The organism is Mycobacterium sp. E342 (assembly GCF_001667665.1).
GTDB lineage: Bacteria > Actinomycetota > Actinomycetes > Mycobacteriales > Mycobacteriaceae > Mycobacterium.
Window position 1 is genome coordinate 46,405 of record NZ_LZJM01000154.1, and the last position, 20,901, is coordinate 67,305.

The following is a 20,901-nucleotide window of genomic DNA, read 5'->3' on the forward strand; positions in this document are numbered from 1 at the left end:
GCGTTATGCGTGCGGGTGACCGTGCGCGTCCTCCAACCCCGCCTGATGCACGTGTTGATGGCTGTGCTCGGTGCCGTCGGCGTGGTGGTGGGCGTGTTCGTGCTCGAGGTGGTCGTGTTCGTGCGCGGTGTGCGCGTGTGCGTGGGTGACGTCGCCGTGCTGGTGTTCGTGCGCGTGGGGCGCGTCGTGGGTGTGGTGCTCGGTCATGGGTGCCGCCTCCTTAGGTAATAGATGCGTTCTGCTGATCGCCGACGGCTTTCAGCCCGCCGTCCCTGCGGTGATGACCGGGCACGCCCGGGCCGGCGTGTTCGGCGTTGAAAACCGCGTCGATGACGAGCTGGCGAACGTGGTCGTTCTCCAGGCTGTAGAAGATCGTGGTCCCGTCCCGGCGGGTGCGGACGAGGCGCGCCATCCGCAGCTTCGCCAGGTGCTGGGAGACCGACGGCGCCGGCTTGCCCACGTGCTCGGCGAGTTCGTTGACCGACATCTCCCGGTCGGTCAGCGACCACAGCACCTGCACCCGGGTGGCGTCGGCCAGCATCCGGAACACCTCGACCACCAGGCTCACCTGGTGATCCGGCAGCCGGGCTGCGCTATTACCTGCATGCATACGCAAATAATATTCAACGGGCGCGGCGGTGCCAACGGGTGCGGTCAGGGCGAGGGGACGACCGTGGACCGCGGTTCGCCGCCGTTGCGCTCGTTCCAGAACCGGTAGACGTCCACCGCGTCGTCGCGGGGTTGGTAACGCATGGGCAGGCGCCGCCGGTCCCAAGTCTTCGCGAACTCGTCGTAGAACGTGGACACCTCGAAGTACTTGCGGTCATCGAGGTAGTACCGCTCGTAGGCCTCGCGGGTGATCAGAAAGATCACTTCCCGGGGGGAGCAGTAGTACAGCGATCCCAGGCACATCGGACACGGGTGCGCCATCACGTAGATCGTGGCGTCGACGAGGTGCTCGGTGCCCAGCTTCATGCACGCCTCACGGATGGCCAGGATCTCCGCATGCGCCGTCGGGTCGTTCGTCTGGGCCACCCGGTTGGCGCTCTCGGCGAGGACCTCGCCGTCTTTGACGATCACCGTCGCAAACGGGCGACCGCCCTCCGCGACGTTTCGGCGGGCCAGCTCGATCGTCCGCTGGGCGAAGTCGGTCACAGGTCGCAGGGTAGTCGCGCGAGGGTTCGGAACCGGCGCTGTGATACTGACTAGATCGTCTATGCAATTTGTGATTGGGATGAGGGAGCACCATGGCGCGCACCGATCGTGATCGTTGGGATCTGGCGACGAGCGTGGGAGCGACGGCGACGATGGTCGCCGCCCAGCGGGCCCTGTCCTCCGACGCGAAGTTGATCGACGATCCGTACGCGGCCCCGCTGGTGCGCGCCGTCGGGATCGACGTCTACGTCCGGCTGGTCAACGGCGACATCCCCACCGGCGGGGCTTCCGAGTTCGACCCGAACCGAATGGCGCGGGGGATGGCTTGCCGCACAAGGTTTTACGATGACTTCTTCCTGGACGCGACGCGCCATGGCATCTCGCAGGCGGTAATCCTCGCGTCGGGGCTGGACGCGCGCGCCTACCGCCTGCCGTGGCCGGCGGGGACCGTCGTCTACGAGGTGGACATGCCCGAGGTGATCGAGTTCAAGACCCTGACCCTCGAGGATCTGGGCGCCGAGCCGACGGCCGAGCGGCGCACCGTCGCCGTCGACCTGCGCGACGACTGGGCCACGGCGCTGCGCGACGCCGGTTTCGATCCGCAGGCGCCGTCCGTGTGGAGCGCCGAGGGCCTGTTGGTGTACCTGCCGGAGGAGGCCCAGGACGCGCTGTTCGACAACATCACCGCCCTGAGCGCCCCGGGCAGCCGGCTGGCCTTCGACTTCGTGCCGGACACCGCCGTTTTCGCCGACCCGCGGTGGCGGGCGCACCACGACCGGATGAGCGAGCTCGGGTTCGAGGTCGACTTCAACGACCTCGTCTATCACGGCGAGCGCAGCCACGTCGTCGACCACCTCGGCCGGCGGGGCTGGCGCACTTCGTCGCAAACCGTCGCGGAACTGCATGCCGCCAACGGCTTTGTCTACGCCGACGACGAGGTCGCCCAGGCATTCGCCGATGTGACCTACAGCAGCGCGGTGCTCGGGTGATGAGCGCCGCTCTGCCGAGGTCCCATCCGTCGGTGCCCCCACTAGGACTCGAACCTAGGACCTGCGGATTAAAAGTCCGTAGCTCTACCAACTGAGCTATAGGGGCCGCGGAGATTCAGGATACTTGGGCCCAAAGTTCGGCTCGTTTGAGGATTGGGCCCGCGGTGACCTAAGCTGACGTGGCTCCTAACGAAACCACGTTGCGAGTACCCCGGAGTGATTCGGTTCTGGCCCCCATCGTCTAGTGGCCTAGGACGCCGCCCTTTCACGGCGGTAGCACGGGTTCGAATCCCGTTGGGGGTACGCGACGCGGTAACGCGGAGCAGCAGCAAGGCCCTGTGGCGCAGTTGGTTAGCGCGCCGCCCTGTCACGGCGGAGGTCGCGGGTTCGAGTCCCGTCAGGGTCGCCGATTCGGCGAGGCACTTCATGCCTTCCGGCCAGGTAGCTCAGTCGGTACGAGCGTCCGCCTGAAAAGCGGAAGGTCGGCGGTTCGATCCCGCCCCTGGCCACCGTTTAAGAACCGACCGACGTCGGGTTGCGTCCTCTCGCCCGAAACACGATGGACCGGATCACGTTTGGTCCCCTGCGCGTTAGCGGTGATGGCAGGTGCTCTCGTGGGCCTTGGCCAGCCAGTACACGGCCCGTTCGATCGTCGGCACGATGTCGGTGATCGCGATGGATCCCGCCGCGAACTGGCCCAGCGCCCCGTAGACGACCCCCGTCATGATGACACCCAGGTCGTCGGCGAAGCGCTCGTCGCAGCCGCTGAGCACGGATTTCGCCGCCGGCACGACGACGTCGAAGCCGTGCTGGGTGAGTTCGTCGCCCCCGAGTCCGGCCTGAGCGCGCACGTAGGCCTGCAGCATGCGCGGGTGCTTCTCCCAGGGCTCGAAGATCGCCCGGAAGATCCACATGAGCCCGTCGTAGATCGAGTCGCTGTCGGCAGAGCGCGACGCGACGGCGGCGTAGCGGTGGGTGTCCATCCACCACCGCAGGGCCGCAACGATCAGGTCGTCTCTGGTGGGGTAGCGCTTGTAGATGGTGGTGAGCGACATGCGGGCTCGCCGCGCCACCTCCCGCAGCTGGACGGCGTCGTACCCTTCTGTGTCGATCAGGTCGACGACGATGTCGATCAGCGGATCGGGTGCGACGCCCGGTGGCGCGGGCGATGTGTTGCCGCGCTGCGGAGAGGCTTTACCGACCACGATAACGATGTTACTGTCCGAACCTGGGTAACGCAGTTACTCGCCAAAAGTACACAGCGGCGACGCGCGGACGAGCGAGGGCGTGATGGGTGGTCTTGAGGGCAAGGTGGCGTTTATCACCGGAGTCGCGCGCGGGCAGGGTCGCAGCCACGCGGTCCGGCTGGCCGGCGAGGGCGCCGCCATCATCGGGATCGACATCTGCGCCGACATCGAGGCGAACCACTACGCCATGGCCAGCCGCGACGAACTCGAGGAAACTATCGCGTTGGTCGAAGCCCAGGGCGGCAAGATGGTCGGCGCGGTCGCCGATGTCCGCGATTTTCATCAGGTCAAGAACGCGCTCGACGCGGGGGTTGAGCATTTCGGTCGCCTCGACATCGTCTGCGCCAACGCGGGAATCGCACCCGTCGCGTTTCGTCAGCTCAGCATCGAGGAGGAATTGGCGCAGTGGCGGGCGGCGGTCGCGGTCAACCTCGACGGCGCCTATCACACCGCCTGGGCGGCGATCCCACATCTGATCGCCGGGCAGCGCGGCGGGGCCATCGTGTTCACCAGCTCAACGGCCGGGCTGCGTGGCTTCGGCGGTCTGCAGGGCGGCGGCCTGGGTTACGCCGCCTCCAAGCACGGGATAGTCGGCTTGATGCGCGCACTCGCGAACGCCTTGGCGGCCTGCAACATTCGGGTCAACACGGTGCATCCCACGGCGGTCCGCACGATGATGGCCGTCAATCCGGCCATGACGGAGTTCTTGGAAAGCTTCCCCGAAGGCGGTGCGCACCTGCAGAACCCGCTGCCCGTGCAGTTGCTCGAACCCAAAGACATCAGCGCGGCCATCGCCTACCTGGTCTCCGACGAAGCCAAGTACGTCACCGGGGTGACCTTCCCCGTGGACGCCGGCTTCTGCAACAAGCTGTGACCGCTGTGACGCAACGACGGGCGGCGGGTCGGGTGGCGGGCAAACGGGTCGTGATCACCGGCGCGGCGCGTGGCATGGGCCGCAGCCATGCGGTGCGGCTGGCCGAAGAGGGCGCGGATTGTCTGTTGATCGACATCTGCGCGACCCCCGACGGTTTGGAGTACCTGTTGGCCACCGAGGATGATCTGCGCCAAACGGCGGAACTCGTCGCGCAGCACGGGGGGTCGGTCGTCGAGAAGGTCTGCGACGTGCGAGACGCGCGGGCGCTGAAGACAGCGGTCGACGAGGGTGCCGCGGAGCTCGGCGGACTGGACGCAGCGGTGGCCAATGCCGGGGTATTGACCGTGGGCACCTGGGACACCACCACGCCCGAACAGTGGCGGCTGGTGGTGGACGTCAACCTGATCGGCGCCTGGAACACGTGCGCGGCGGCGCTGCCTCACCTGCTGGCCGCCGGCGGCGGCAGCCTCGTCAACATCAGTTCGGCGGCCGGCATCAAGGGCACCCCGCTGCACACGCCCTACACGGCCGCCAAGCACGGCATCGTCGGGATGAGCCTGGCCCTGGCCAATGAGCTTGCCGCGCAGAACGTTCGGGTCAACACCGTTCATCCCACCGGGGTACCCACCGGCATGGCGCCACCCTCGATGCACGAACTCATCGTCGAGAAACGCCCCGACTTGGGCCCCATCTTCATGAACGCGCTGCCGGTCCTCATGACGGAGGCGATCGACGTCAGCAACGCGGTCCTGTTCCTGATCTCCGACGAGGCCCGTCACGTGACGGGGCTGCAGTTCACCGTCGACGCCGGGGTAACCATCAGATAATGAGCAGCCGGAGCCAGAGGCGCGAACGTGGCCTGCGGGCCTTCGCCGAAGTGATGACCGTCGGCCCGCCCGCGGACACCAGCCCGGTGGTGACCAACGGACTGATCGATTTCGTGTTCGCCGAGGTGTGGACCCGCCCGGGCCTGAGTCGGCGCGACCGCCGGTTTGTCACGCTGGCCTGTGTGGCCGGCGCCGATGCCACGCCGGCCCTCGAGCAGCACGTCTATGCCGCCCTGAACAGCGGTGATATTGCGATCACCGAAATACGCGAGGCGGTACTGCATTTCGCGGTTTATGCCGGATGGCCGAAAGCTTCGCAGTTCAACATGGTCGTGGACGCGCAGTGGGAGCGCATATCGCAGGAGCGTGGCGCTGCCGGTCCGCCGCCGCCTCCGTTATTGCCGCTGTCCACAGCGAGCGATCCCGAGGCACGACTGGCCGGCGGGGAGGCCGCGTTCCGGGAGATCAACTGCCTGCCGTTCGCGCCGGCGCGGGATAACCCGTATTCGGGCGCGGGCATCCTCAACTTCGTGTTCGGGGAGATGTGGCTGCGACCCGGCCTGGGGATGAAGGAACGCCGCCTGATCACGCTGGCCTGCGTGGGATTCCAGGATGCCCAGTATCCGATCATGTCCCACGTGTACGCCGCATTGAAGAGCGGTGACGTCTCCTTCGACGAAATGGGCGAGTTTGCACTGCATTTCGCCGCCTACTACGGGTGGCCGAAAGCCTCTTATCTCAACCAGGTCATCGCCGAGCAGAAGCAACGGGTCCTCGACGAGACCGGCTCCAACGCACCGCTGACGCGGTGATCGGCTCGCACCCGGACTACGGAAAGGCCGTCGATGGCTGAAGTCACCCAAACCATCAGCGATCCCGCCGGGTTGCCTTCCGGCGCGTTGCTCATCGGAGAGGAACGGGTGACCGGGGCATCGGGCGGTACCCATCAGCACGTCTATCCCGGGAATGGCCGACCGAACGCGACCATCGAACTGGCAGGCCCTGACGAGTTCGACCACGCGATGGCTGTCGCCCGTGGCGCGCAGCGACGATGGCTGAGCTACTCGGTGGATAAGCGTCGTGATCTTCTGATGGGTCTGGCTGACTTGGTGGCCCAGCACGCGGACGAATTGGCGCGCATCAACGCCTGTGACTACGGCGTGCCGATCGCCATGGCGGGCAATTCGCTGCTCACCGAGCGTTTCCTGCGCTACTACGCCGGCTACGTTGACAAGCTCCACGGCCTCAGTACCCCCGTCAGCGGAAGCTTCGACGTCAACATCGTCGAACGCGAACCCTACGGCGTAGTCGGCGTGATCACACCATGGAACGGCCCGCTGGTGGTGATCGGGCTGGCGGTCGCCCCGGCCTTGGCCGCCGGTAACGCCGTCATCGTCAAACCCTCCGAACTGGCCCCACTTGCTCCGCTGCGGTTTGGCGAGTTGTGCCTACAGGCGGGGCTTCCGCCGGGGCTGGTCAATGTGCTGCCCGCCGAGGCCCATGGTGGGCAGGCGCTGGTCGCCCATCCCGGAATCGGCAAGGTCCACTTCACCGGCGGTCAGGCCACGGCCCGCCAGGTGCTGCGCACCGCGGCCGGCAATCTGACGCCGGTGGTAGCCGAACTCGGCGGGAAGTCCGCCAATCTCGTCTTCTGCGACGCCGACCTCGATGCCGCCGCTACCTTGGCGGCTTTTCAGGGACCGCTGACGCAGTCCGGTCAAAGCTGCGCCTGCGCCAGCCGGATCCTGGTCCAGGACAGCATCTTCGACTCCTTCATAGAGCGATTCCTCGGCATCCTACGGTCTGCGCCGGTCGGCGACCCACTGCGACCCGACGTGTTGTTCGGACCGGTCATCAGTCGTGTGGCCGGCGAGCGGATAGTCGCCGCCATCGAGGACACGATCAGTTCGGGGAGCGGAGAACTCATTCTGGGCGGGCGCCAAATCGCCGGCGACTTCGATGACGGCTTTTACATCGAGCCGACCGTGTTCGCCGACGTCCACCGCGGTGCCGCGTTGGCTCAACAGGAAACGTTCGGCCCAGTGGTGTCGGTGGCCAGATTCCGCGACGAGGACGAGGCCGTCGAACTGGCCAATGACACCGCCTTCGGACTCAACGCGTTCGTGCAGACGAGCGATTTGCAACGCGCACACCGTGTTGCCCGACGGCTTGAAGCCGGATCGGTTTGGGTCAACTCCCACAGCGACATCGAGCCGCAGGGGCCGTACGGCGGTTACAAGACCAGCGGGTTCGGCCGCAGCGGTGGGCCCGACGGGCTATACGAATTCCTGCAAGCCAAGAACATCCGTATCGGGATGTCGGGCAAGTGACCGTCGCCTATCGGCGCGCGGTCCTATTTGAGCATGCTTCCGGCATCGACGGTGACGGGAAGACCGGTGATGTAACGGGATTCATCCGATGCCAGGAACAGCACCGCGTTGCTGATGTCCACGGGCTCCACCCACCCGATCGGCAGCACGTGCATGAACTGCGCGGCGACCTTGAGGTCTTCGGGCCCGGGGTTCTGCAGGTCGGGCCGAAACAGCTTCATCGTTCCCTCGTTCATGAACATCGGCGTGTTCACGTTGGTGGGGTGGACGGAGTTGACGCGGATGAAGTGCTGGCCGAGTTCGATGGCGAAGGTCCGCATCAGGCCGACGACGCCATGCTTGGCGGCGATGTAGTGCCCGGTGTGCGGGTATGCCTTGAGCCCGCCGACCGAGCTGGTGAGGATGATCGATCCGCCCTGGCCTTGCGAGATGAGGTGTGGGACCCCCGCTTTGACCGTCTTCCAAACCCCGGAGAGGTTGACGTCGATCATGTCGCGCCAGTCGTCTTCGCTGGTCTTGTCGAGGGTCTGCCCGCCGTTGCCGATACCGGCGTTCGCGCAGATGATGTCCAACCGGCCCAGCTGCCCGACACCGCCGTCCACCGCCGCTTTGAGGGCGTCGTAGTCGCGCACATCGACCTCGGCGGTCACGACGCGTCGATCGAGGCCCTTGATCAGGTCGGCAGTCTCGGCCAGGTCGTCCGGCGTCGAGGGCGGAATCTCGCTGCTGCTGCTGATCGGTTTGCAGATGTCGACCGCGATGATGTCGGCGCCTTCCTGCGCCAGGCGCACGGCGTGACTGCGCCCCTGCCCGCGGGCCGCGCCGGTGATGAACGCAACCTTGCCCTCGACTCGTCCGCCCACGATTGCACCTCACTGTTCGCAGAGGCCGGGTAGTTGCACGCTCCGGCATAAAATTTGGTCGATCGATCAGGAAGCCTGGCAGCAATTCGCGGCACTGTCAACAGGGGTCTGGCGGAAGCCTCCGATGGGCCAGCGTGCGGGAGCCGTCCAAACGCGGCATCGGTGCCGCGGCGCACCCGGTGCTAGGCGCGGCGGGGCGGCGTCGCGGTGGGCGCCTTCAGCCGGCTCAGCTGGCGTTGGACGAATGCGCGTAACTCTTCATGCCCCTGGGTGACGCCGACGGCGTTCTCATTGCACAGACTGCGTGCCGTCTGTGCAATGAGCATCGAAATCGCCACCGGGGGGTATTCCTCGAGGTCGATGCCGTTGGCGCGGAGCACCATCGTGACAGCGGCCGTCTCGATGTCGCGGACGCGCTCGGCATACGCCTTGAGCTCGGCGCCAATTGCCTTGCGGTGATTGGCTAGCGCCATGAATTCGGCATTGAGTACGGTCGAGGCGGGCTCGCTGTTGAAGTGCCAGAGCGCCGCCAGGGGATCGTCTTCGCCCAACAGGCCGCGCATGCGTGTCAGGGCCGCCTCCGCGCCGGCGCGCAGCACCTCCACGAACAGGTCGTCCATTGTCGGAAAGTAGTAATAAACCAGGGCCTGCCGGACGCCCGCCTCGGCGGCGACGCGACGTGACGTGGCCGCGGCGTAGCCCTCGGCGCGCATGATGCGAGCGGTGGCCTCGATCAGCTTGCCGCGCGCGCCGGCATCGTCGTTCCCCTTCTTCCGCCGATTCGCCGTGGGGCTCGGGGCCCCCGGCCTGCTTGACCGGTCCGTGCGGCGCGTGGTAGTCATACCGCATCCTAACAATTTGGTCGATCGACCAAATTGCTACGCGGTAGCCACGCGGGAGGCGCAGTGCAGATCACGGCGAAGGCCGGTGCCACCGGCGGCAGTACGCCGGCGGCGACCGCTCGGCTGCGTGTCCGGGTGGATCCCCGGCTGTGTGAGGCGCATGCCCTATGCGTCGAGATCGCCCCCGACGTCTTCGATCTGGGTGAGGACATCGCAACCTGCGACGAGGAACCCGACGAGTCCTTGGGGCCCGCCGTGGAAGCCGCAGTGGCCGCCTGTCCGCGTCAGGCCATCAGCGGTCACGCAAGAGACATCTGCCTGATGCGCCGCGCTTGAACTTCCGCATGCCGGGAAAGGATTTGGACTCATGACCCATCTCGCCGACGTCGACTACTTCACCGACGCCGACATCGCCCAGGACCCCTATTCGTACTGGGATTACCTGCGCGAGCAGGGACCGGTATTCCGCGAGCCGCACTACGGTGTGGTGGCGGTCACCGGTTACCACGAAGTCCAAGCCGCCTTCAAAGACGTCGATTCGTTCTCCGCGGTCAACGCGATCGGCGGTCCCTTCCCGCCGCTACCGTTTACACCGGAAGGCGACGACATCAGCGAGCAGATCGAAGCGCATCGCCACGAATTCCCGATCTTCGAGCACATGGTCGTCATGGATCCGCCCGAACACGACAAGGCGCGTTCTCTGCTGGGCCGGCTCCTGACGCCGCGCCGGTTGCAGGAAAACAGGGACTACATCTGGCAATTGGCCGACCGGCAGTTCGACGAATTCCTCGCCGGCGGTCGTTGCGAATTCCTCGCCGATTACGGCAAACCGTTCGCCACGCTGGCGATCGCCGACCTGCTCGGGGTCCCGGACGAGGATCGCCCCGAGATCCGCCGCAACCTCGGGGCCGGCAACGCCCCGGGCGCCAGGGTGGGTGCCCTCGACCACGAACCGGTGGGCAGTAACCCGTTGCAGTACCTCGATCACCTCTTCAGCGGCTACATCGCCGAGCGGCGAGAGCGGCCGCGCGAGGACGTGCTCACCGGCCTGGCCACCGCGACCTATCCCGACGGTTCGACCCCGCCCCTGCTGGAGGTGGTCCGGCCGGCCACCTTCTTGTTCGCGGCCGGGCAGGAGACCGTGACCAAGCTGCTGAGCTCGGCAGTCCAGGTCCTCGGTGATCAACCCGAGCTACAGGAGCGCCTGCGCGCCGACCGCGACCTCATTGGCCCGTTCATCGAAGAGGCGCTGCGCATGCAGAGTCCCACCAAGGTCGACTTCCGGCTCGCGCGCAAGACGACCACGTTGGGCGGGGTGCACATCCAGGCCGGCACGGTGATCATGCTGTGCCTGGGAGCGGCGAACCGCGATCCGCGAAAGTTCGAGAATCCCAACGAATTCCGGGTGGACCGCAAGAACGTTCGCGAGCACATCGCCTTCGGGCGCGGCATCCACACCTGTGCGGGCGCCCCGCTCGCGCGGGTGGAAGGACAGATCACCATCAACCGCCTTCTGGACCGGGCACGCGACATATTGATCAGCGAGGCCAAACACGGCCCACCCGGCCATCGTCAATATCGCTACGAGTCCACCTTCCTGCTGCGCGGGCTTACCGACCTGCACATCGAATTCACCCCGGTGGACTGACGATTCATCTTTGCGGCGACGGCTACCCGAGCACCGGCAGCAGTAGCCGCGACGACGAGCGCACCGTGTTCAGGCTCGAGGTGCCGACGCTGGCGTGCCGGAAGTTCATGATCGCCGGTGTCGACGGGGCCTGGTCGTCACTGGTGATGGTCAGGCGAATGCGGTGGCCCGCCCTGAACCGGCGAGCATTGGGAACCAACGGGATTCGATATTCGACGTCTTCTCCCAGCGGTACCGCTCGCGGGTGGCGGCAGGGCAGCGCCGGCGCGCCGGGGCGGCTGGCCGCTTCGTCGACCTCCCGCAAGCTGGCACGCAACCAGCCCGCGGTCACGGCGGTCGTCTCCTCGTCGGGGGCCACGTCGTGCAGCATCGCCATCCAGGCGGTGTCGATCGCCGTCGCTGACGCAATCAGCCGCAGCTCGATATCCCCGACCACATCGACGTCCTGGTCCAGTGGTGCGCTGGTCCAGGTCAGGATCGACGGCGGGTCGAGCGGGCTGGCTTTGACGCGGCCCAAACCGGAGCCGAGCACCATGAATTCGCGACCGCCGGGCTCGCCCTCTTCGGCATCCAGCGCGCCGTCGGCGCGCAGGGCCAGCTCGCGATGCGGGGCCGTTGACGGCGGCCAGCAGTCGGCGGTTCGCCACTCGTCGGCGCCGGGCAGGAAGTAGCGGATCGGCGCCCCCTCGGCGATGCCGGTGTCGCGGCCCTTCAGCCAATGGTCGTACCAGGCCAGCGCCTCGGTGTGCATGCTCTCCCACGGCCAGGTCAGCCCGAACTCGCCAAGCATGCCGATGCGCACGTGTGCGTTGTGCGACAGCGCGTTCCAGGTGGCGAACGTCGAGGGCAGGTGCAACGGCACGTTTTGCCAATCACACCCCAGGTAGACCGGGATGTCGATCTTCTCGAGCAACGGCAACAGGTTTCGCTCCTCCCACCACTCGTCGCGCGTCGGGTGCTTGACCGCCGCCTCCTGCCATAGTTCGTCCCACGGGTGTGGATCGTGTGGCAGCCTGAGCAGCTGGCGCAGCATGGTGACCGCCGCCTCGCCGTTCATGGTCTCGAATCTCTTGTGCACGCCCGGACTGTTCAGTACGCGCCGCGCCAAACCGATCGGCCTGCTGCGCCACAGCTTGTCGCTGCGGTCGGAGGTCAGGCCCATCATCGCGAGAAACGGGGTGATGAATGACGAACTCAGCAGCCCGTGGTGGTTGGCGCCCTCGTAGAGGTCGCTCGTCACGGCAAGGGGAAAGATCGCTTTTAGGTGTGGCGGCCGTTCGACGGCCGCCTCGAGTTGGGTCATCGCGAAGTAGCTGATGCCGATCATGCCGACGTTGCCGTCGCACCACGGCTGGGCCGCGGCCCACTCGACGAGGTCGTGCACATCGCGGCGCTCCTGCGCGTCGAAGAAGTTGAAAGTGCCCTCGGAGCCGCAGGTACCGCGCAGGTTGGCGATGACGTGCACGTAGCCGCGCGGGACCCAGAAGTCCGTCCTGCCGGCCTCGATGAACCCCGCCGGTGCGCCCAGGTCCTGCATCTGCCGTGGATACGGCGAGGCGGCCAGCAGTGCGGGGAAGCGGCCTTCGGCGTCCGGCCGGTGAACATCGGCCAAAAGCGTTGTGCCGTCGCGCATCCTGATCGCGGTGTTGATGTCGGTGCACACCACGTACTGCGGCTCACTGAGGTTCCGGTATTCGCGGCCCGTGGTTTGGGGGCCGTTGAGCGTCGTCACAAATTCACGCTACGTTGAAACTAGTTTCAACGCAAGATGAGACTTCAGGTATGGTGGGGCGGTGCCGAAGCGACCGATCACCCCCGGTCCGCGCGACGAGCGCGGCGTGCTGGCGGCACGCATCCTGGCCGCCGCTCGTGACGAATTCGCCGAATATGGCTGGGCCGGCACGGCCATTCGTGCCGTCGCCCGGGCCGCGGACGTGGATCCGGCACTGATTTACCACTACTTCGGCTCCAAGGAGGGCCTGCTCGACGCCGCGACCACGCCACCGCAGAAGTGGCTCGACGCGGTGGCGGCGACCTGGGCGACGCCCAAGGCCGACCTGGGTCGGCAATTGATCCGCACGGTGCTGGACACCTGGACCGATGAGGAGGTCGGTCCGATCCTGCGCGCAGTGGTGCTGACCGCCGCCCACGAGGACAAGACCCGCGAGAAGCTGCGGTTGATCGTGGAGCGCGGCCTGATCGGCGGTTCCACCCTGGGTGCCGGCGAGGACGAACGACTGCGGCGCAGCGGGCTGATCGCCACCCAGCTGATCGGCTTCGCGTTGTTGCGCTACGTCTGGAAGATCGAGCCGATCGCCTCGATGCCCGACGACCAGGTGGTGGCGGCGATGGCGCCGAACCTGCAGCGCTATGTCGAGGGCGACATCGCGTAGCAGATAACGCAAGTCACGGGCGCCAACCGCGACAATGGCCGGATGCGTGTCTTGCCCCGGCTCCTTGCGCCTGCGGCCGTCGCGGGTCTGGTCGCGGTCTGCGGGGCCGGGAGCGCCCAGGCCGGCCCCGATGTCCCGCCGGTGAGCGATGCGGCGCGCGCGGCCGGGTTCGTCGACGTCCGCAGCGTCGTCCCCGACGCCATCATCGACCTGCGTTACGCGACGACCAACAACTTCACGCACACGCAGCTGTACCCCTCCGACGCCCGATGCCTCGTGCATCAATCGATGGCTTCGGGGCTGGCGGCGGCCGCGACCGCGCTGCGCCCGCAGGGGCACCTCCTGGTGTTCTGGGACTGCTACCGGCCGCACGATGCGCAGGTCAAGATGTTCAACGTCGTCCCGAATCCGGCGTGGGTCGCGCGCCCCGGCCAGTATGCGCACAGCCACGAATCGGGGCGCTCGGTGGACGTGACGTTCACAACGACGCAGCAGCCGTGCGCGTCCGGCCAGCATGCCGACGGCCTCTGCCTGGCCGACATGGGGACCGACTTCGACGACTTCTCCCCGCGTGCAACCGCTTTCGCAACCCAGGGCGTCAGCGCCGACGCGCAGGCCAATCGTGCGGCGCTGCGGGACGCGATGAAGTACGGCGGCCTGGCCCCGTACTCCGGGGAGTGGTGGCATTTCGACGGCCCCGGCGCCGCGGTCGACCGGCCGATCCTGAACGTGCCGGTCGATTAGCGTCTCATATAGCGAGACAATAGTTTCAAAATATGAGCGAGTCGGTAGGCTTCGGGCATGACCGACGAACCCGGGGCCGCCTACACGCACGGACACCACGAGTCGGTGCTCCGGAGTCACCGGCGACGCACCGCGGACGATTCCGCGGCATACCTGTTGCCCCACCTGAAGTCCGGAATGTCGCTCCTTGACATCGGTTGCGGACCCGGGACGATCACCGCCGACCTCGCCGCCCGGGTCGCACCGGGGCCGGTAACCGCCGTCGACCGGTCGGCCGACGTGCTCGGCGTGGCCCGCGCGGAGGCCGAGCAGCGTGGGCTTGCGAACGTCTCGTTCGCCACCGCCGACGTGCACCGGCTCGACTTTCCCGACGGCGCATTCGGTGTCGTGCACGCGCACCAGGTGCTCCAGCACGTCGCCAACCCGGTGGGCGCCCTGCGTGAGATGAGGCGGGTGTGCGCACCGGGGGGCGTCGTGGCGGCCCGCGACGCCGACTATGCCGGCTTCATCTGGTTCCCGGAGTCGCCGGCGCTGGATCTGTGGCGCGAGCTCTACCGGCGGGCCGCTCGCGCCAACCGCGGCGAACCCGATGCGGGGCGGCGGTTGCTGTCCTGGGCCCAGCAGGCCGGTTTCGCCGACGTCACCCCCACGGGCAGCGTGTGGTGCTACGCGACGCCGGAGGCCCGCGAATGGTGGGGCGACATGTGGGCCGACCGAATCCTGCACTCGCGGGTCGCGCGCGACCTGCTGGATTCGGGGCTGGCCACGGCGGCGCAACTCGAGGAGATCTCCGCGGCGTGGCGCGCCTGGGCGGCCGCGCCGGACGGCTGGATCGCCGTCCCGCACGGCGAAATCCTCTGCCGGGCGTAGCCGATCGGGGCGAGAAAGGGGCCGACGCGGGCGTGTTTCGCCTGGTCAGCTATGCGGTATTGGCATTCTCTTTTTTTGCAAGTACGTTATTCAACGATGGATAACGCGGCCCAGACACCATCCGGCATTCCGCTTGCGCCGGTCTATGGCCCCGGGGATCTCGCGGCGACACCGCCGCCACCCGGGGAGTTCCCCTTCACCCGAGGTAACTTCGCGTCCGGCTACCGCGGCAAGCTCTGGACGTTCCGCCAGTATTCGGGCTTCGGCACCGCCGAGGAGTCCAACCGCCGTTACCGCTACCTGCTCGAGCAGGGCGGGACCGGGCTGTCGGTGGCGCTCGACTTGCCGACTCAGTGCGGCTACGACTCCGATGACCCCGAGTTCGGCGAGGAGGTCGGCCGGGTCGGCGTCGCGGTCGATACCCTGGCCGACTTTGAGATCCTGTTCGACGGCATCCCGTTGGACAAGCTCAGCACGAGCATGACGATCAACGGGACGGCGGCGATCCTGCTGGCGTTCTACGTCGCCGCGGCCGAGAAAAAGGGGATACCGCGGGCGAAGCTGACCGGCACCATCCAGAACGACATCCTCAAGGAGTACGCGTCGCGCGGAACCTGGATTTGGCCGCCGGAGCCCTCGCTGCGGCTGATCGCCGACACGATCGAGTTCTGCGCGGCCGAGGTTCCGCGCTTCAACGCGATCTCGGTGGCGGGTGCGCACTTTCGCGACGCCGGGGCCAATGCGGTGCAGGAGATGGCGTTCACCCTGGCCGACGGCGTGACCTATTGCGACACCGTGGTGGAACGCGGCCGGATGACCATCGACCAGTTCGCACCGCAGATCTCGTTCTTCTTCTACACGCACGGCGATTTCTTCGAGGAGGTCGCCAAATACCGTGCGGGGCGGCGCCGTTGGGCCACGATCGTGCGCGAGCGCTACGGGGCGACCACGGCCAAGGCGGCGATGTTCCGCTTCGGTTGCGTCTGTGGCGGTGCGTCACTGTACGCGCCGCAGGCCCACAACAACATAGTCCGGGTGGCCTACGAGGCGATGGCCGCGGTGCTGGGCGGCGTCCAGTCGATGTTCACCGCGGCCTGGGACGAGCCGTTCGCCCTGCCCACCGAGGAAACCACGACACTGGCGCTACGCACCCAGCAGATCCTGGCCCACGAGACCGGCGTGGCCAGCGTCGCGGACCCGCTCGGCGGCTCCTACTTCGTCGAGGCGCTCACCGACGCCACCGAGGCCCGCATCATCGAGATCATGAGCGACCTGGAGCGGCACGGCGGGATGGTCCATGCCATCGAGGACGGCTACCTGCAGGGCCTGATCGCCGACGAGGCCTACCGGGTGCACCAGGACATCGAGGCCGGCGTCCGGCCCGTCGTCGGGGTCAACAGGTTCGTGACCGAAGAGCCGGAACCGGACGTCGTGACCTACGAACTGGACGCGGAGGGCCGCGATCTCCAGCTCAAGCGACTCTCTCAGGTGAAGTCCGAAAGGGACTCGGCGGCAGTCGAATCCAGTCTTGCCGCGCTCTCGCGTGCTGCCGAAGGGGACGACAATCTGATGCACAAGCTGGTCGACTGCGCCAACGCGTACTGCACGGTCGGCGAAATGGTCTCCGCGCTCAAGGCGGTGTGGGGCGAGTTCCAGCAACCGGTGGTGTTCTAGTGGCCGCCCGGATTCTCGTCGCCAAGCCCGGCCTGGACGGTCACGATCGAGGCGCCAAGATCGTCGCCCGCACGCTGCGCGATGCCGGGTTCGAGGTGATCTACACCGGCATCCGGCAGCGCATCGAGGACATCGCGTCGATCGCCGTCCAGGAGGACGTGGCGGTCGTCGGCCTGAGCATCCTGTCCGGTGCGCACCTGGCGCTGACCGCCCGCACCATCGAAGCGTTGCGGGCCGCCGACGCCGCGGACATCGCCGTCGTGGTGGGCGGAACCATCCCGCACGCCGATGTGCCCAAGCTGCTGTCCGCCGGCGCCGCAGCGGTATTCCCCACCGGAACACCGCTGGACGGGTTGGTGCGCGAAATCCGTGCGCTGACCGGCACCCCCGAACCCGTTGCAGAAAAAGAGGAACAGTGCGCGTCGGAGTGATGATCGGCGCCGAGCGCGGCGATATGGCCCGTAAGGTGAACAAGCTGGCCGCCGACATCGAGTGGGCCGAATCCGTGGGCCTGGACACCGCATGGATGCCGCAGGTGCCCGACGACTTCGACTGCCTGACCATGGTGTCGCTGATGGCCGCGCACAGCTCACACATCGAGCTGGGCACCGCGGTGGTGCCGCTGCAGGCCCAACATCCCATCGCCCTTGCCCGCCAAGCGCTTTCGACGCACGCGGTGTCCGCCGGTCGGCTGGCGCTGGGGGTGGGGCCGTCGCACCACTGGATCATCCGGGACATGCTCGGCCTGCCGTATGACAAGCCGGCCGCGTATACCCGCGACTACCTGCAGGTGCTCAACGTCGCCATCGCCGGCCCGGGACCGGTTGACGTCGAGAACGATTCGTTCACGGTGCACAACCCGTTGGCGATCGGGGCCGACACCCCGATGCCGGTGTTGGTCGCCGCGCTGGGGCCGGTGATGCTGCAGATCGCCGGCGAACTCGCCGACGGCACCGTGTTGTGGATGGCCGACGAGCGCGCGATCGGTGACCACATCGCGCCGAAGATCACCAAGGCCGCCGCGGACGCCGGACGCCCCGCACCGCGGATCGTCGCGGGCATCCCGGTATGCCTTTGCGCACCGGCGCAGGTCGACGAGGCCAAGGAGCGGGCCAACCGCATCCTGGGCGAGGCCGAGGTGTCGCCCAACTATCAGCGCCTCCTCGAACGCGGCGATGCCCGCGACGTCGGCGATCTCTGTGCGGCCGGAGACTCGGAGGCCATCCTGGCCCGGATGCGCCGGTTCGCTGATGCCGGCGTGACTGATCTGTCGGTGCGGCTGCTGCCGATTGGTGACAACCGCGACGAGCTGGTCGCGTCCAAACGTCGAACCCGCGAGATGATCGCCTCGCTCGCAACGGAATTGCGTTGACGTCTGAAGGGCCGCTCGCCGGAATCCGCATCCTCGAGGTCGGCACCATGCTGGCCGGCCCGTACGCGACCATGCTGCTCGCCGACCTCGGCGCCGAGGTCACCAAGATCGAGCCGCGCGGCGGCGAGATCTCGCGCGGGGTCGGGGCGACCTACTTCGCCAGCCTCAACCGCAACAAGTCGAGCGTCTGTCTGGACCTGAACTCCGAGGCGGGGCAGCATCACCTGGGCGAGCTGGCCGCGGAATCCCATGCGCTGCTGGTCAATCTCAAGCCGTCGGCGATCCGCCGGCTGGGGCTGACCTACGAGCAGCTGCGAGGGCACAACGAGCGGATCGTCTGCGTGGCGATCACCGGGTTCGGTCTGCACGGCGGCGACGATCCGGCCTTCGACTACGTTGTCCAGGCGGGTTTCGGGATCGCCGCGTTGACCGGTGACCCAGACGGCCCGCCAACCCTGCCGGGTTACTCCTCGGCCGACAACTCGACCGGGATGTGCGCGGCCCTAGGACTTTTGGCCAAGATCATTTCCGGCACCGGCGGACAAGTCGATGTGTCGCTGCGCGATGTCATGCTGTCGCAGCTGAACTATCACGCGTCGGCGTACCTCAACGGCGGCGTCGAACCGCAGCGTCACCCCTATGGGGCGCATTCGTATTACGTTCCGGCCCAGCTCTTCCCGACGGCCGACGGGTATCTGGCGCTGTTCATCACGCACGACGGCTTCTGGAAATCCTTCGCCAGCGAGGCAGGTATCGGCGGCTTCGAGACGATGGCCGAACGGGTGGCCCGCCGCGACGAAGTGCTGGCGGTGGTCTCGGCGATGCTGGCGACCGACACCGCCGCCGGATGGGAAGGCCGACTGCGACCACTCGGGGTGCCGGCGGCAGCGGTCAGGACGCTGCCCGAGGCGCTCGAAGCCACCCCCGAGGCCGTCATCACCGCGGGCGACTTCCGCCTGGTCGGCAGTCCGATCCGCATCGCGGGCTACGAGCCCGATTACCGGCCGCCGCCCGAGCTTCCGGAGGGGTAGCCGCGGCCGCCGCCGAGCGTGAACGTAGTTTCACGCCCACGGGCGCGACCGTGAGGTTGGTTTCACGCTCGGGCTGAGGCGCGCGGTCCCGTGAGGTGTGCCTCGGCGAGCTTGCGGAACGCCGCCACCAACCGGCTGCGGTCTCCGGCGCGCGTCGCCAGCACCACATGGCAAGGGTCGACGCCTTTCAACGGGACCGTGGTGATGTCCGGCCGCAGGCTGTTGCCGTGAAACCCCGCCGTGATGGCCACGGCCTGTCCCGAGGCGATGAGTTCGAACTTGTCCTCGAGTGCGTCGATGAACGGGCCGTCGGGCGCCCGGCGGCCATCGGGTCGGGGGTCGATTCGCCAATAGGCGCTCCACGCCGGGTCCGAGTTGCGCACGCGGGGCATCGGCTCGTCGGCGATGTCGTCGAGTGTCACGAAATCCCGGCCCGCCAGGCGGTGGTCAACGGGGATCGCCAGCACCCGCGGCTCGTCGTACAGGACCGTCACGTGTAGGCCGTCGGTCGGGAACGGTAGCCGGGTGACCACCGCGTCCACCCGATGCCCGAGCAGCGCGTCCAGGGCCTGGTCCCAATCCAGGTGCGAGACTTGCACTTCGGCGTCGGGGTGCTCGCGGCGCATCTCGCGTACCGCGGGGGTGACGATCATCCCGGTCGTGTATCCGATCGCAATTCGGCTCGGCTGGGCGGCGGCCCGGGCCTGCGCGGCGGCTTGCGTGGCCGAACGCAGCAGGGCCTTGGCCCGCGGCAGAAACACCTCCCCGGCCTCGGTCAGCTTGCTGCCTTGCGGCGTGCGATCCAGCAGTCGAGCGCCCAGTTGTTGCTCGAGCCGGCGGATCTGCCGGCTCAGCGACGGCTGCGCCACGCGCAACGCGGTCGCGGCCCGGCCGAAGTGTCGATGTTCGGCCACCACGACGAAGTATCCGACCAGCCGCAGATCGAGGTCGATCACGGGCAATACCGATTCGGTCATGCGAGAAGTGTAACGGCGTCGGCAGCCGCGCTGCGCGCTGCAAGCCCAGAGTGACGTGCGGTGATGTCGATTCGGTATCACGTCATATGAAACGGGTCTTGGACAGCCGGTGAGCCGGGTCAGTTGACTGGAATTCGCGAACATGGAACAGCGAAAGGGACTTTCATGCATGTCTTTGTGACGGGAGCGAGCGGGCACATCGGTTCGGCCGTCGTCGACGAACTCCTGGAAGCCGGGCATCAGGTCACCGGCCTGGCCCGCTCCGACGAGTCTGCCGCCGCACTGGCGACGAAGGGCGTCAGGGTGCACCGCGGGGACCTCGACGACCTCGATGGTTTGCGGTCCGCCGCCGCGGCGTCCGACGGCGTCATCCACCTCGCCTTCAAACACGACTTCGACGACTTCGTGGGCGCCGCCGAGGCGGACCTGCGCGCCGTGCAGGCCATCGGGGAGGTGCTCGTCGGCTCCGACCGCCCGTTTGTCAGCACCTCGGGCACCCTGCTTCTCTCGCTGCTGGGGCATGGCGGTCCTGGAACGGAACAGGACACGCTGCCCGGCGGGCCGCGGGTCGACTCGGAGAACGCGGTGATCGCACTGGCCGAGCGCGGGGTGCGGTCCTCGGTGATCCGGCTGTCCCCAATCGTGCACAGCGACCTCGACCACCACGGCTTCACGAATCACCTCATCAGCACCGCCCGCGGCACCGGAAAGTCCGCATACATCGGTGACGGGGCCAACCGCTGGCCCGGGGTCCACACGCTGGACGCCGCCCACCTTTACCGGCTTGCGCTCGAAAAGGCGCCCCCGGGAACGCGTTTGCACGGTGTAGCCGACGAAGGGGTGCGGTTCCGCGAGATCGCCGCCGTCATCGGCCGCCACCTGGATGTGCCGACGGTCAGCCTTCCCGCGGAAGAAGCCGGTCATTTCGGCTTCCTTGCCCTCTTCGCGGCGCTGGACAATCCGACGTCGAGTGCGCTGACGCAGAAAGTGGTGGACTGGCAACCCGAGGGGCCGGGACTGCTCGAGGACCTCGACGCCGGCCACTACTTCGGCGAGTGAGCGACG

General features: G+C 67.4%; 23 protein-coding genes and 4 tRNA genes. 18 read left to right on the forward strand and 9 right to left on the reverse strand.

All coding sequences use genetic code 11. The annotated features are described in order from the left end of the window. Positions 1 to 3: 3 nt before the first annotated feature. From A5692_RS10590 to A5692_RS10600, 3 genes are read right to left on the reverse strand one after another with little or no spacing between them, the layout of a single operon-like run. Positions 4 to 207: a zinc transporter Slc39a7 gene (locus A5692_RS10590; RefSeq protein ID WP_068055461.1), complete on the reverse strand. Its 204-nt coding sequence runs from the start codon at positions 205 to 207 to the stop codon at positions 4 to 6. Between the two features lie 13 nt (positions 208 to 220). After that, positions 221 to 610: a metalloregulator ArsR/SmtB family transcription factor gene (locus A5692_RS10595; RefSeq protein WP_082962560.1), complete on the reverse strand. Its 390-nt coding sequence runs from the start codon at positions 608 to 610 to the stop codon at positions 221 to 223. A gap of 44 nt (positions 611 to 654) precedes the next feature. Next, on the reverse strand, positions 655 to 1,155 hold the full coding sequence (locus A5692_RS10600; RefSeq protein WP_068055464.1) for a nucleoside deaminase: 501 nt from the start codon (positions 1,153 to 1,155) through the stop codon (positions 655 to 657). Positions 1,156 to 1,247: 92 nt separating this feature from the next. Here A5692_RS10600 and A5692_RS10605 point away from each other — a divergent pair, with 92 nt between their 5' ends. Beyond that, entirely contained in the window at positions 1,248 to 2,144 is an 897-nt protein-coding gene (locus A5692_RS10605) for a class I SAM-dependent methyltransferase (protein ID WP_068055467.1), read from the forward strand. Between the two features lie 33 nt (positions 2,145 to 2,177). Here the strand turns inward: A5692_RS10605 and A5692_RS10610 are convergent. Continuing rightward, positions 2,178 to 2,250 (reverse strand) — tRNA-Lys (locus tag A5692_RS10610). Positions 2,251 to 2,374: 124 nt separating this feature from the next. Between A5692_RS10610 and A5692_RS10615 the strand changes: the two genes are divergently transcribed. The 3 genes from A5692_RS10615 to A5692_RS10625 all read left to right on the forward strand — a co-directional run bounded on the left by A5692_RS10615 (position 2,375) and on the right by A5692_RS10625 (position 2,653). Continuing rightward, a tRNA-Glu gene (locus tag A5692_RS10615) sits at positions 2,375 to 2,447 on the forward strand. Positions 2,448 to 2,476: 29 nt separating this feature from the next. Further along, positions 2,477 to 2,550: transfer RNA gene (locus tag A5692_RS10620), tRNA-Asp, on the forward strand. A 29-nt stretch (positions 2,551 to 2,579) separates the two neighbouring features. Then, positions 2,580 to 2,653 (forward strand) — tRNA-Phe (locus A5692_RS10625). An 81-nt stretch (positions 2,654 to 2,734) separates the two neighbouring features. Here the strand turns inward: A5692_RS10625 and A5692_RS10630 are convergent. Beyond that, entirely contained in the window at positions 2,735 to 3,349 is a 615-nt protein-coding gene (locus A5692_RS10630; protein WP_082962561.1) for a TetR family transcriptional regulator, read from the reverse strand. 85 nt (positions 3,350 to 3,434) lie between these two features. On the opposite strand from A5692_RS10630, the gene A5692_RS10635 reads away from it, so the two are divergent. Genes A5692_RS10635 through A5692_RS10650 form a run of 4 tightly spaced genes read left to right on the forward strand, consistent with a single transcriptional unit; the run spans position 3,435 to position 7,422 of the window. Continuing rightward, positions 3,435 to 4,265 (forward strand): mycofactocin-coupled SDR family oxidoreductase, encoded by an 831-nt coding sequence (locus tag A5692_RS10635; RefSeq protein WP_068055470.1) that lies wholly within the window; start codon positions 3,435 to 3,437, stop codon positions 4,263 to 4,265. 5 nt (positions 4,266 to 4,270) lie between these two features. Further along, the gene (locus A5692_RS10640; protein WP_068055569.1) at positions 4,271 to 5,092 is read left to right on the forward strand and encodes a mycofactocin-coupled SDR family oxidoreductase; all 822 of its coding nucleotides are present in this window, start codon (positions 4,271 to 4,273) and stop codon (positions 5,090 to 5,092) included. After that, the gene (locus A5692_RS10645) at positions 5,092 to 5,904 is read left to right on the forward strand and encodes a carboxymuconolactone decarboxylase family protein (protein ID WP_068055473.1); all 813 of its coding nucleotides are present in this window, start codon (positions 5,092 to 5,094) and stop codon (positions 5,902 to 5,904) included. Before A5692_RS10640 ends, A5692_RS10645 begins: the two co-directional genes overlap by 1 nt. Before the next feature lie 33 nt (positions 5,905 to 5,937). Continuing rightward, a complete protein-coding gene (locus A5692_RS10650; protein WP_068055476.1) occupies positions 5,938 to 7,422 on the forward strand; it encodes an aldehyde dehydrogenase in 1,485 nt (494 codons plus the stop codon). A gap of 23 nt (positions 7,423 to 7,445) precedes the next feature. Here A5692_RS10650 and A5692_RS10655 read toward each other — a convergent pair whose 3' ends face one another. Continuing rightward, positions 7,446 to 8,285 (reverse strand): mycofactocin-coupled SDR family oxidoreductase, encoded by an 840-nt coding sequence (locus A5692_RS10655; RefSeq protein ID WP_068055480.1) that lies wholly within the window; start codon positions 8,283 to 8,285, stop codon positions 7,446 to 7,448. Between the two features lie 182 nt (positions 8,286 to 8,467). Continuing rightward, positions 8,468 to 9,022, reverse strand: a complete 555-nt coding sequence (locus A5692_RS10660) for a TetR/AcrR family transcriptional regulator (RefSeq protein ID WP_068055572.1) — start codon at positions 9,020 to 9,022, stop codon at positions 8,468 to 8,470. A 228-nt stretch (positions 9,023 to 9,250) separates the two neighbouring features. Between A5692_RS10660 and A5692_RS10665 the strand changes: the two genes are divergently transcribed. Both A5692_RS10665 and A5692_RS10670 read left to right on the forward strand, forming a co-directional pair. Then, complete coding sequence (locus tag A5692_RS10665) at positions 9,251 to 9,463, forward strand: ferredoxin (RefSeq protein WP_068055576.1); 213 nt, start codon at positions 9,251 to 9,253, stop codon at positions 9,461 to 9,463. Positions 9,464 to 9,494: 31 nt separating this feature from the next. Continuing rightward, entirely contained in the window at positions 9,495 to 10,775 is a 1,281-nt protein-coding gene (locus tag A5692_RS10670) for a cytochrome P450 (RefSeq protein WP_068055483.1), read from the forward strand. Positions 10,776 to 10,797: 22 nt separating this feature from the next. On the opposite strand, the gene A5692_RS10675 is transcribed toward A5692_RS10670, so the two are convergent. Continuing rightward, positions 10,798 to 12,507: a CocE/NonD family hydrolase gene (locus tag A5692_RS10675; protein WP_068055486.1), complete on the reverse strand. Its 1,710-nt coding sequence runs from the start codon at positions 12,505 to 12,507 to the stop codon at positions 10,798 to 10,800. 61 nt (positions 12,508 to 12,568) lie between these two features. On the opposite strand from A5692_RS10675, the gene A5692_RS10680 reads away from it, so the two are divergent. The 7 genes from A5692_RS10680 to A5692_RS10710 all read left to right on the forward strand — a co-directional run bounded on the left by A5692_RS10680 (position 12,569) and on the right by A5692_RS10710 (position 18,859). After that, the gene (locus A5692_RS10680; RefSeq protein WP_156766018.1) at positions 12,569 to 13,168 is read left to right on the forward strand and encodes a TetR family transcriptional regulator; all 600 of its coding nucleotides are present in this window, start codon (positions 12,569 to 12,571) and stop codon (positions 13,166 to 13,168) included. 42 nt (positions 13,169 to 13,210) lie between these two features. After that, positions 13,211 to 13,912: a M15 family metallopeptidase gene (locus A5692_RS10685; RefSeq protein WP_068055489.1), complete on the forward strand. Its 702-nt coding sequence runs from the start codon at positions 13,211 to 13,213 to the stop codon at positions 13,910 to 13,912. A 57-nt stretch (positions 13,913 to 13,969) separates the two neighbouring features. Beyond that, positions 13,970 to 14,782: a methyltransferase domain-containing protein gene (locus A5692_RS10690; protein ID WP_068055492.1), complete on the forward strand. Its 813-nt coding sequence runs from the start codon at positions 13,970 to 13,972 to the stop codon at positions 14,780 to 14,782. A gap of 96 nt (positions 14,783 to 14,878) precedes the next feature. Continuing rightward, complete coding sequence (locus A5692_RS10695) at positions 14,879 to 16,456, forward strand: methylmalonyl-CoA mutase family protein (protein WP_068055495.1); 1,578 nt, start codon at positions 14,879 to 14,881, stop codon at positions 16,454 to 16,456. Then, positions 16,456 to 16,887 carry a cobalamin B12-binding domain-containing protein gene (locus A5692_RS10700; RefSeq protein ID WP_068055498.1) on the forward strand — a complete coding sequence of 144 codons (432 nt, stop codon included), beginning with the start codon at positions 16,456 to 16,458 and terminating at the stop codon, positions 16,885 to 16,887. Before A5692_RS10695 ends, A5692_RS10700 begins: the two co-directional genes overlap by 1 nt. Beyond that, positions 16,872 to 17,828, forward strand: coding sequence for an LLM class F420-dependent oxidoreductase (locus A5692_RS10705; protein ID WP_068055501.1), 957 nt, complete (start codon positions 16,872 to 16,874; stop codon positions 17,826 to 17,828). The genes A5692_RS10700 and A5692_RS10705 overlap by 16 nt, the downstream gene beginning before the upstream one ends. Before the next feature lie 47 nt (positions 17,829 to 17,875). Further along, a complete protein-coding gene (locus A5692_RS10710; protein WP_369830285.1) occupies positions 17,876 to 18,859 on the forward strand; it encodes a CaiB/BaiF CoA transferase family protein in 984 nt (327 codons plus the stop codon). Between the two features lie 62 nt (positions 18,860 to 18,921). Here the strand turns inward: A5692_RS10710 and A5692_RS10715 are convergent, their stop codons facing one another. Then, positions 18,922 to 19,836 (reverse strand): LysR family transcriptional regulator, encoded by a 915-nt coding sequence (locus A5692_RS10715; RefSeq protein WP_068055506.1) that lies wholly within the window; start codon positions 19,834 to 19,836, stop codon positions 18,922 to 18,924. Between the two features lie 165 nt (positions 19,837 to 20,001). Here A5692_RS10715 and A5692_RS10720 point away from each other — a divergent pair, with 165 nt between their 5' ends. After that, positions 20,002 to 20,895 (forward strand): SDR family oxidoreductase, encoded by an 894-nt coding sequence (locus A5692_RS10720; protein ID WP_068055509.1) that lies wholly within the window; start codon positions 20,002 to 20,004, stop codon positions 20,893 to 20,895. The last annotated feature ends 6 nt before the right edge of the window (positions 20,896 to 20,901 follow it).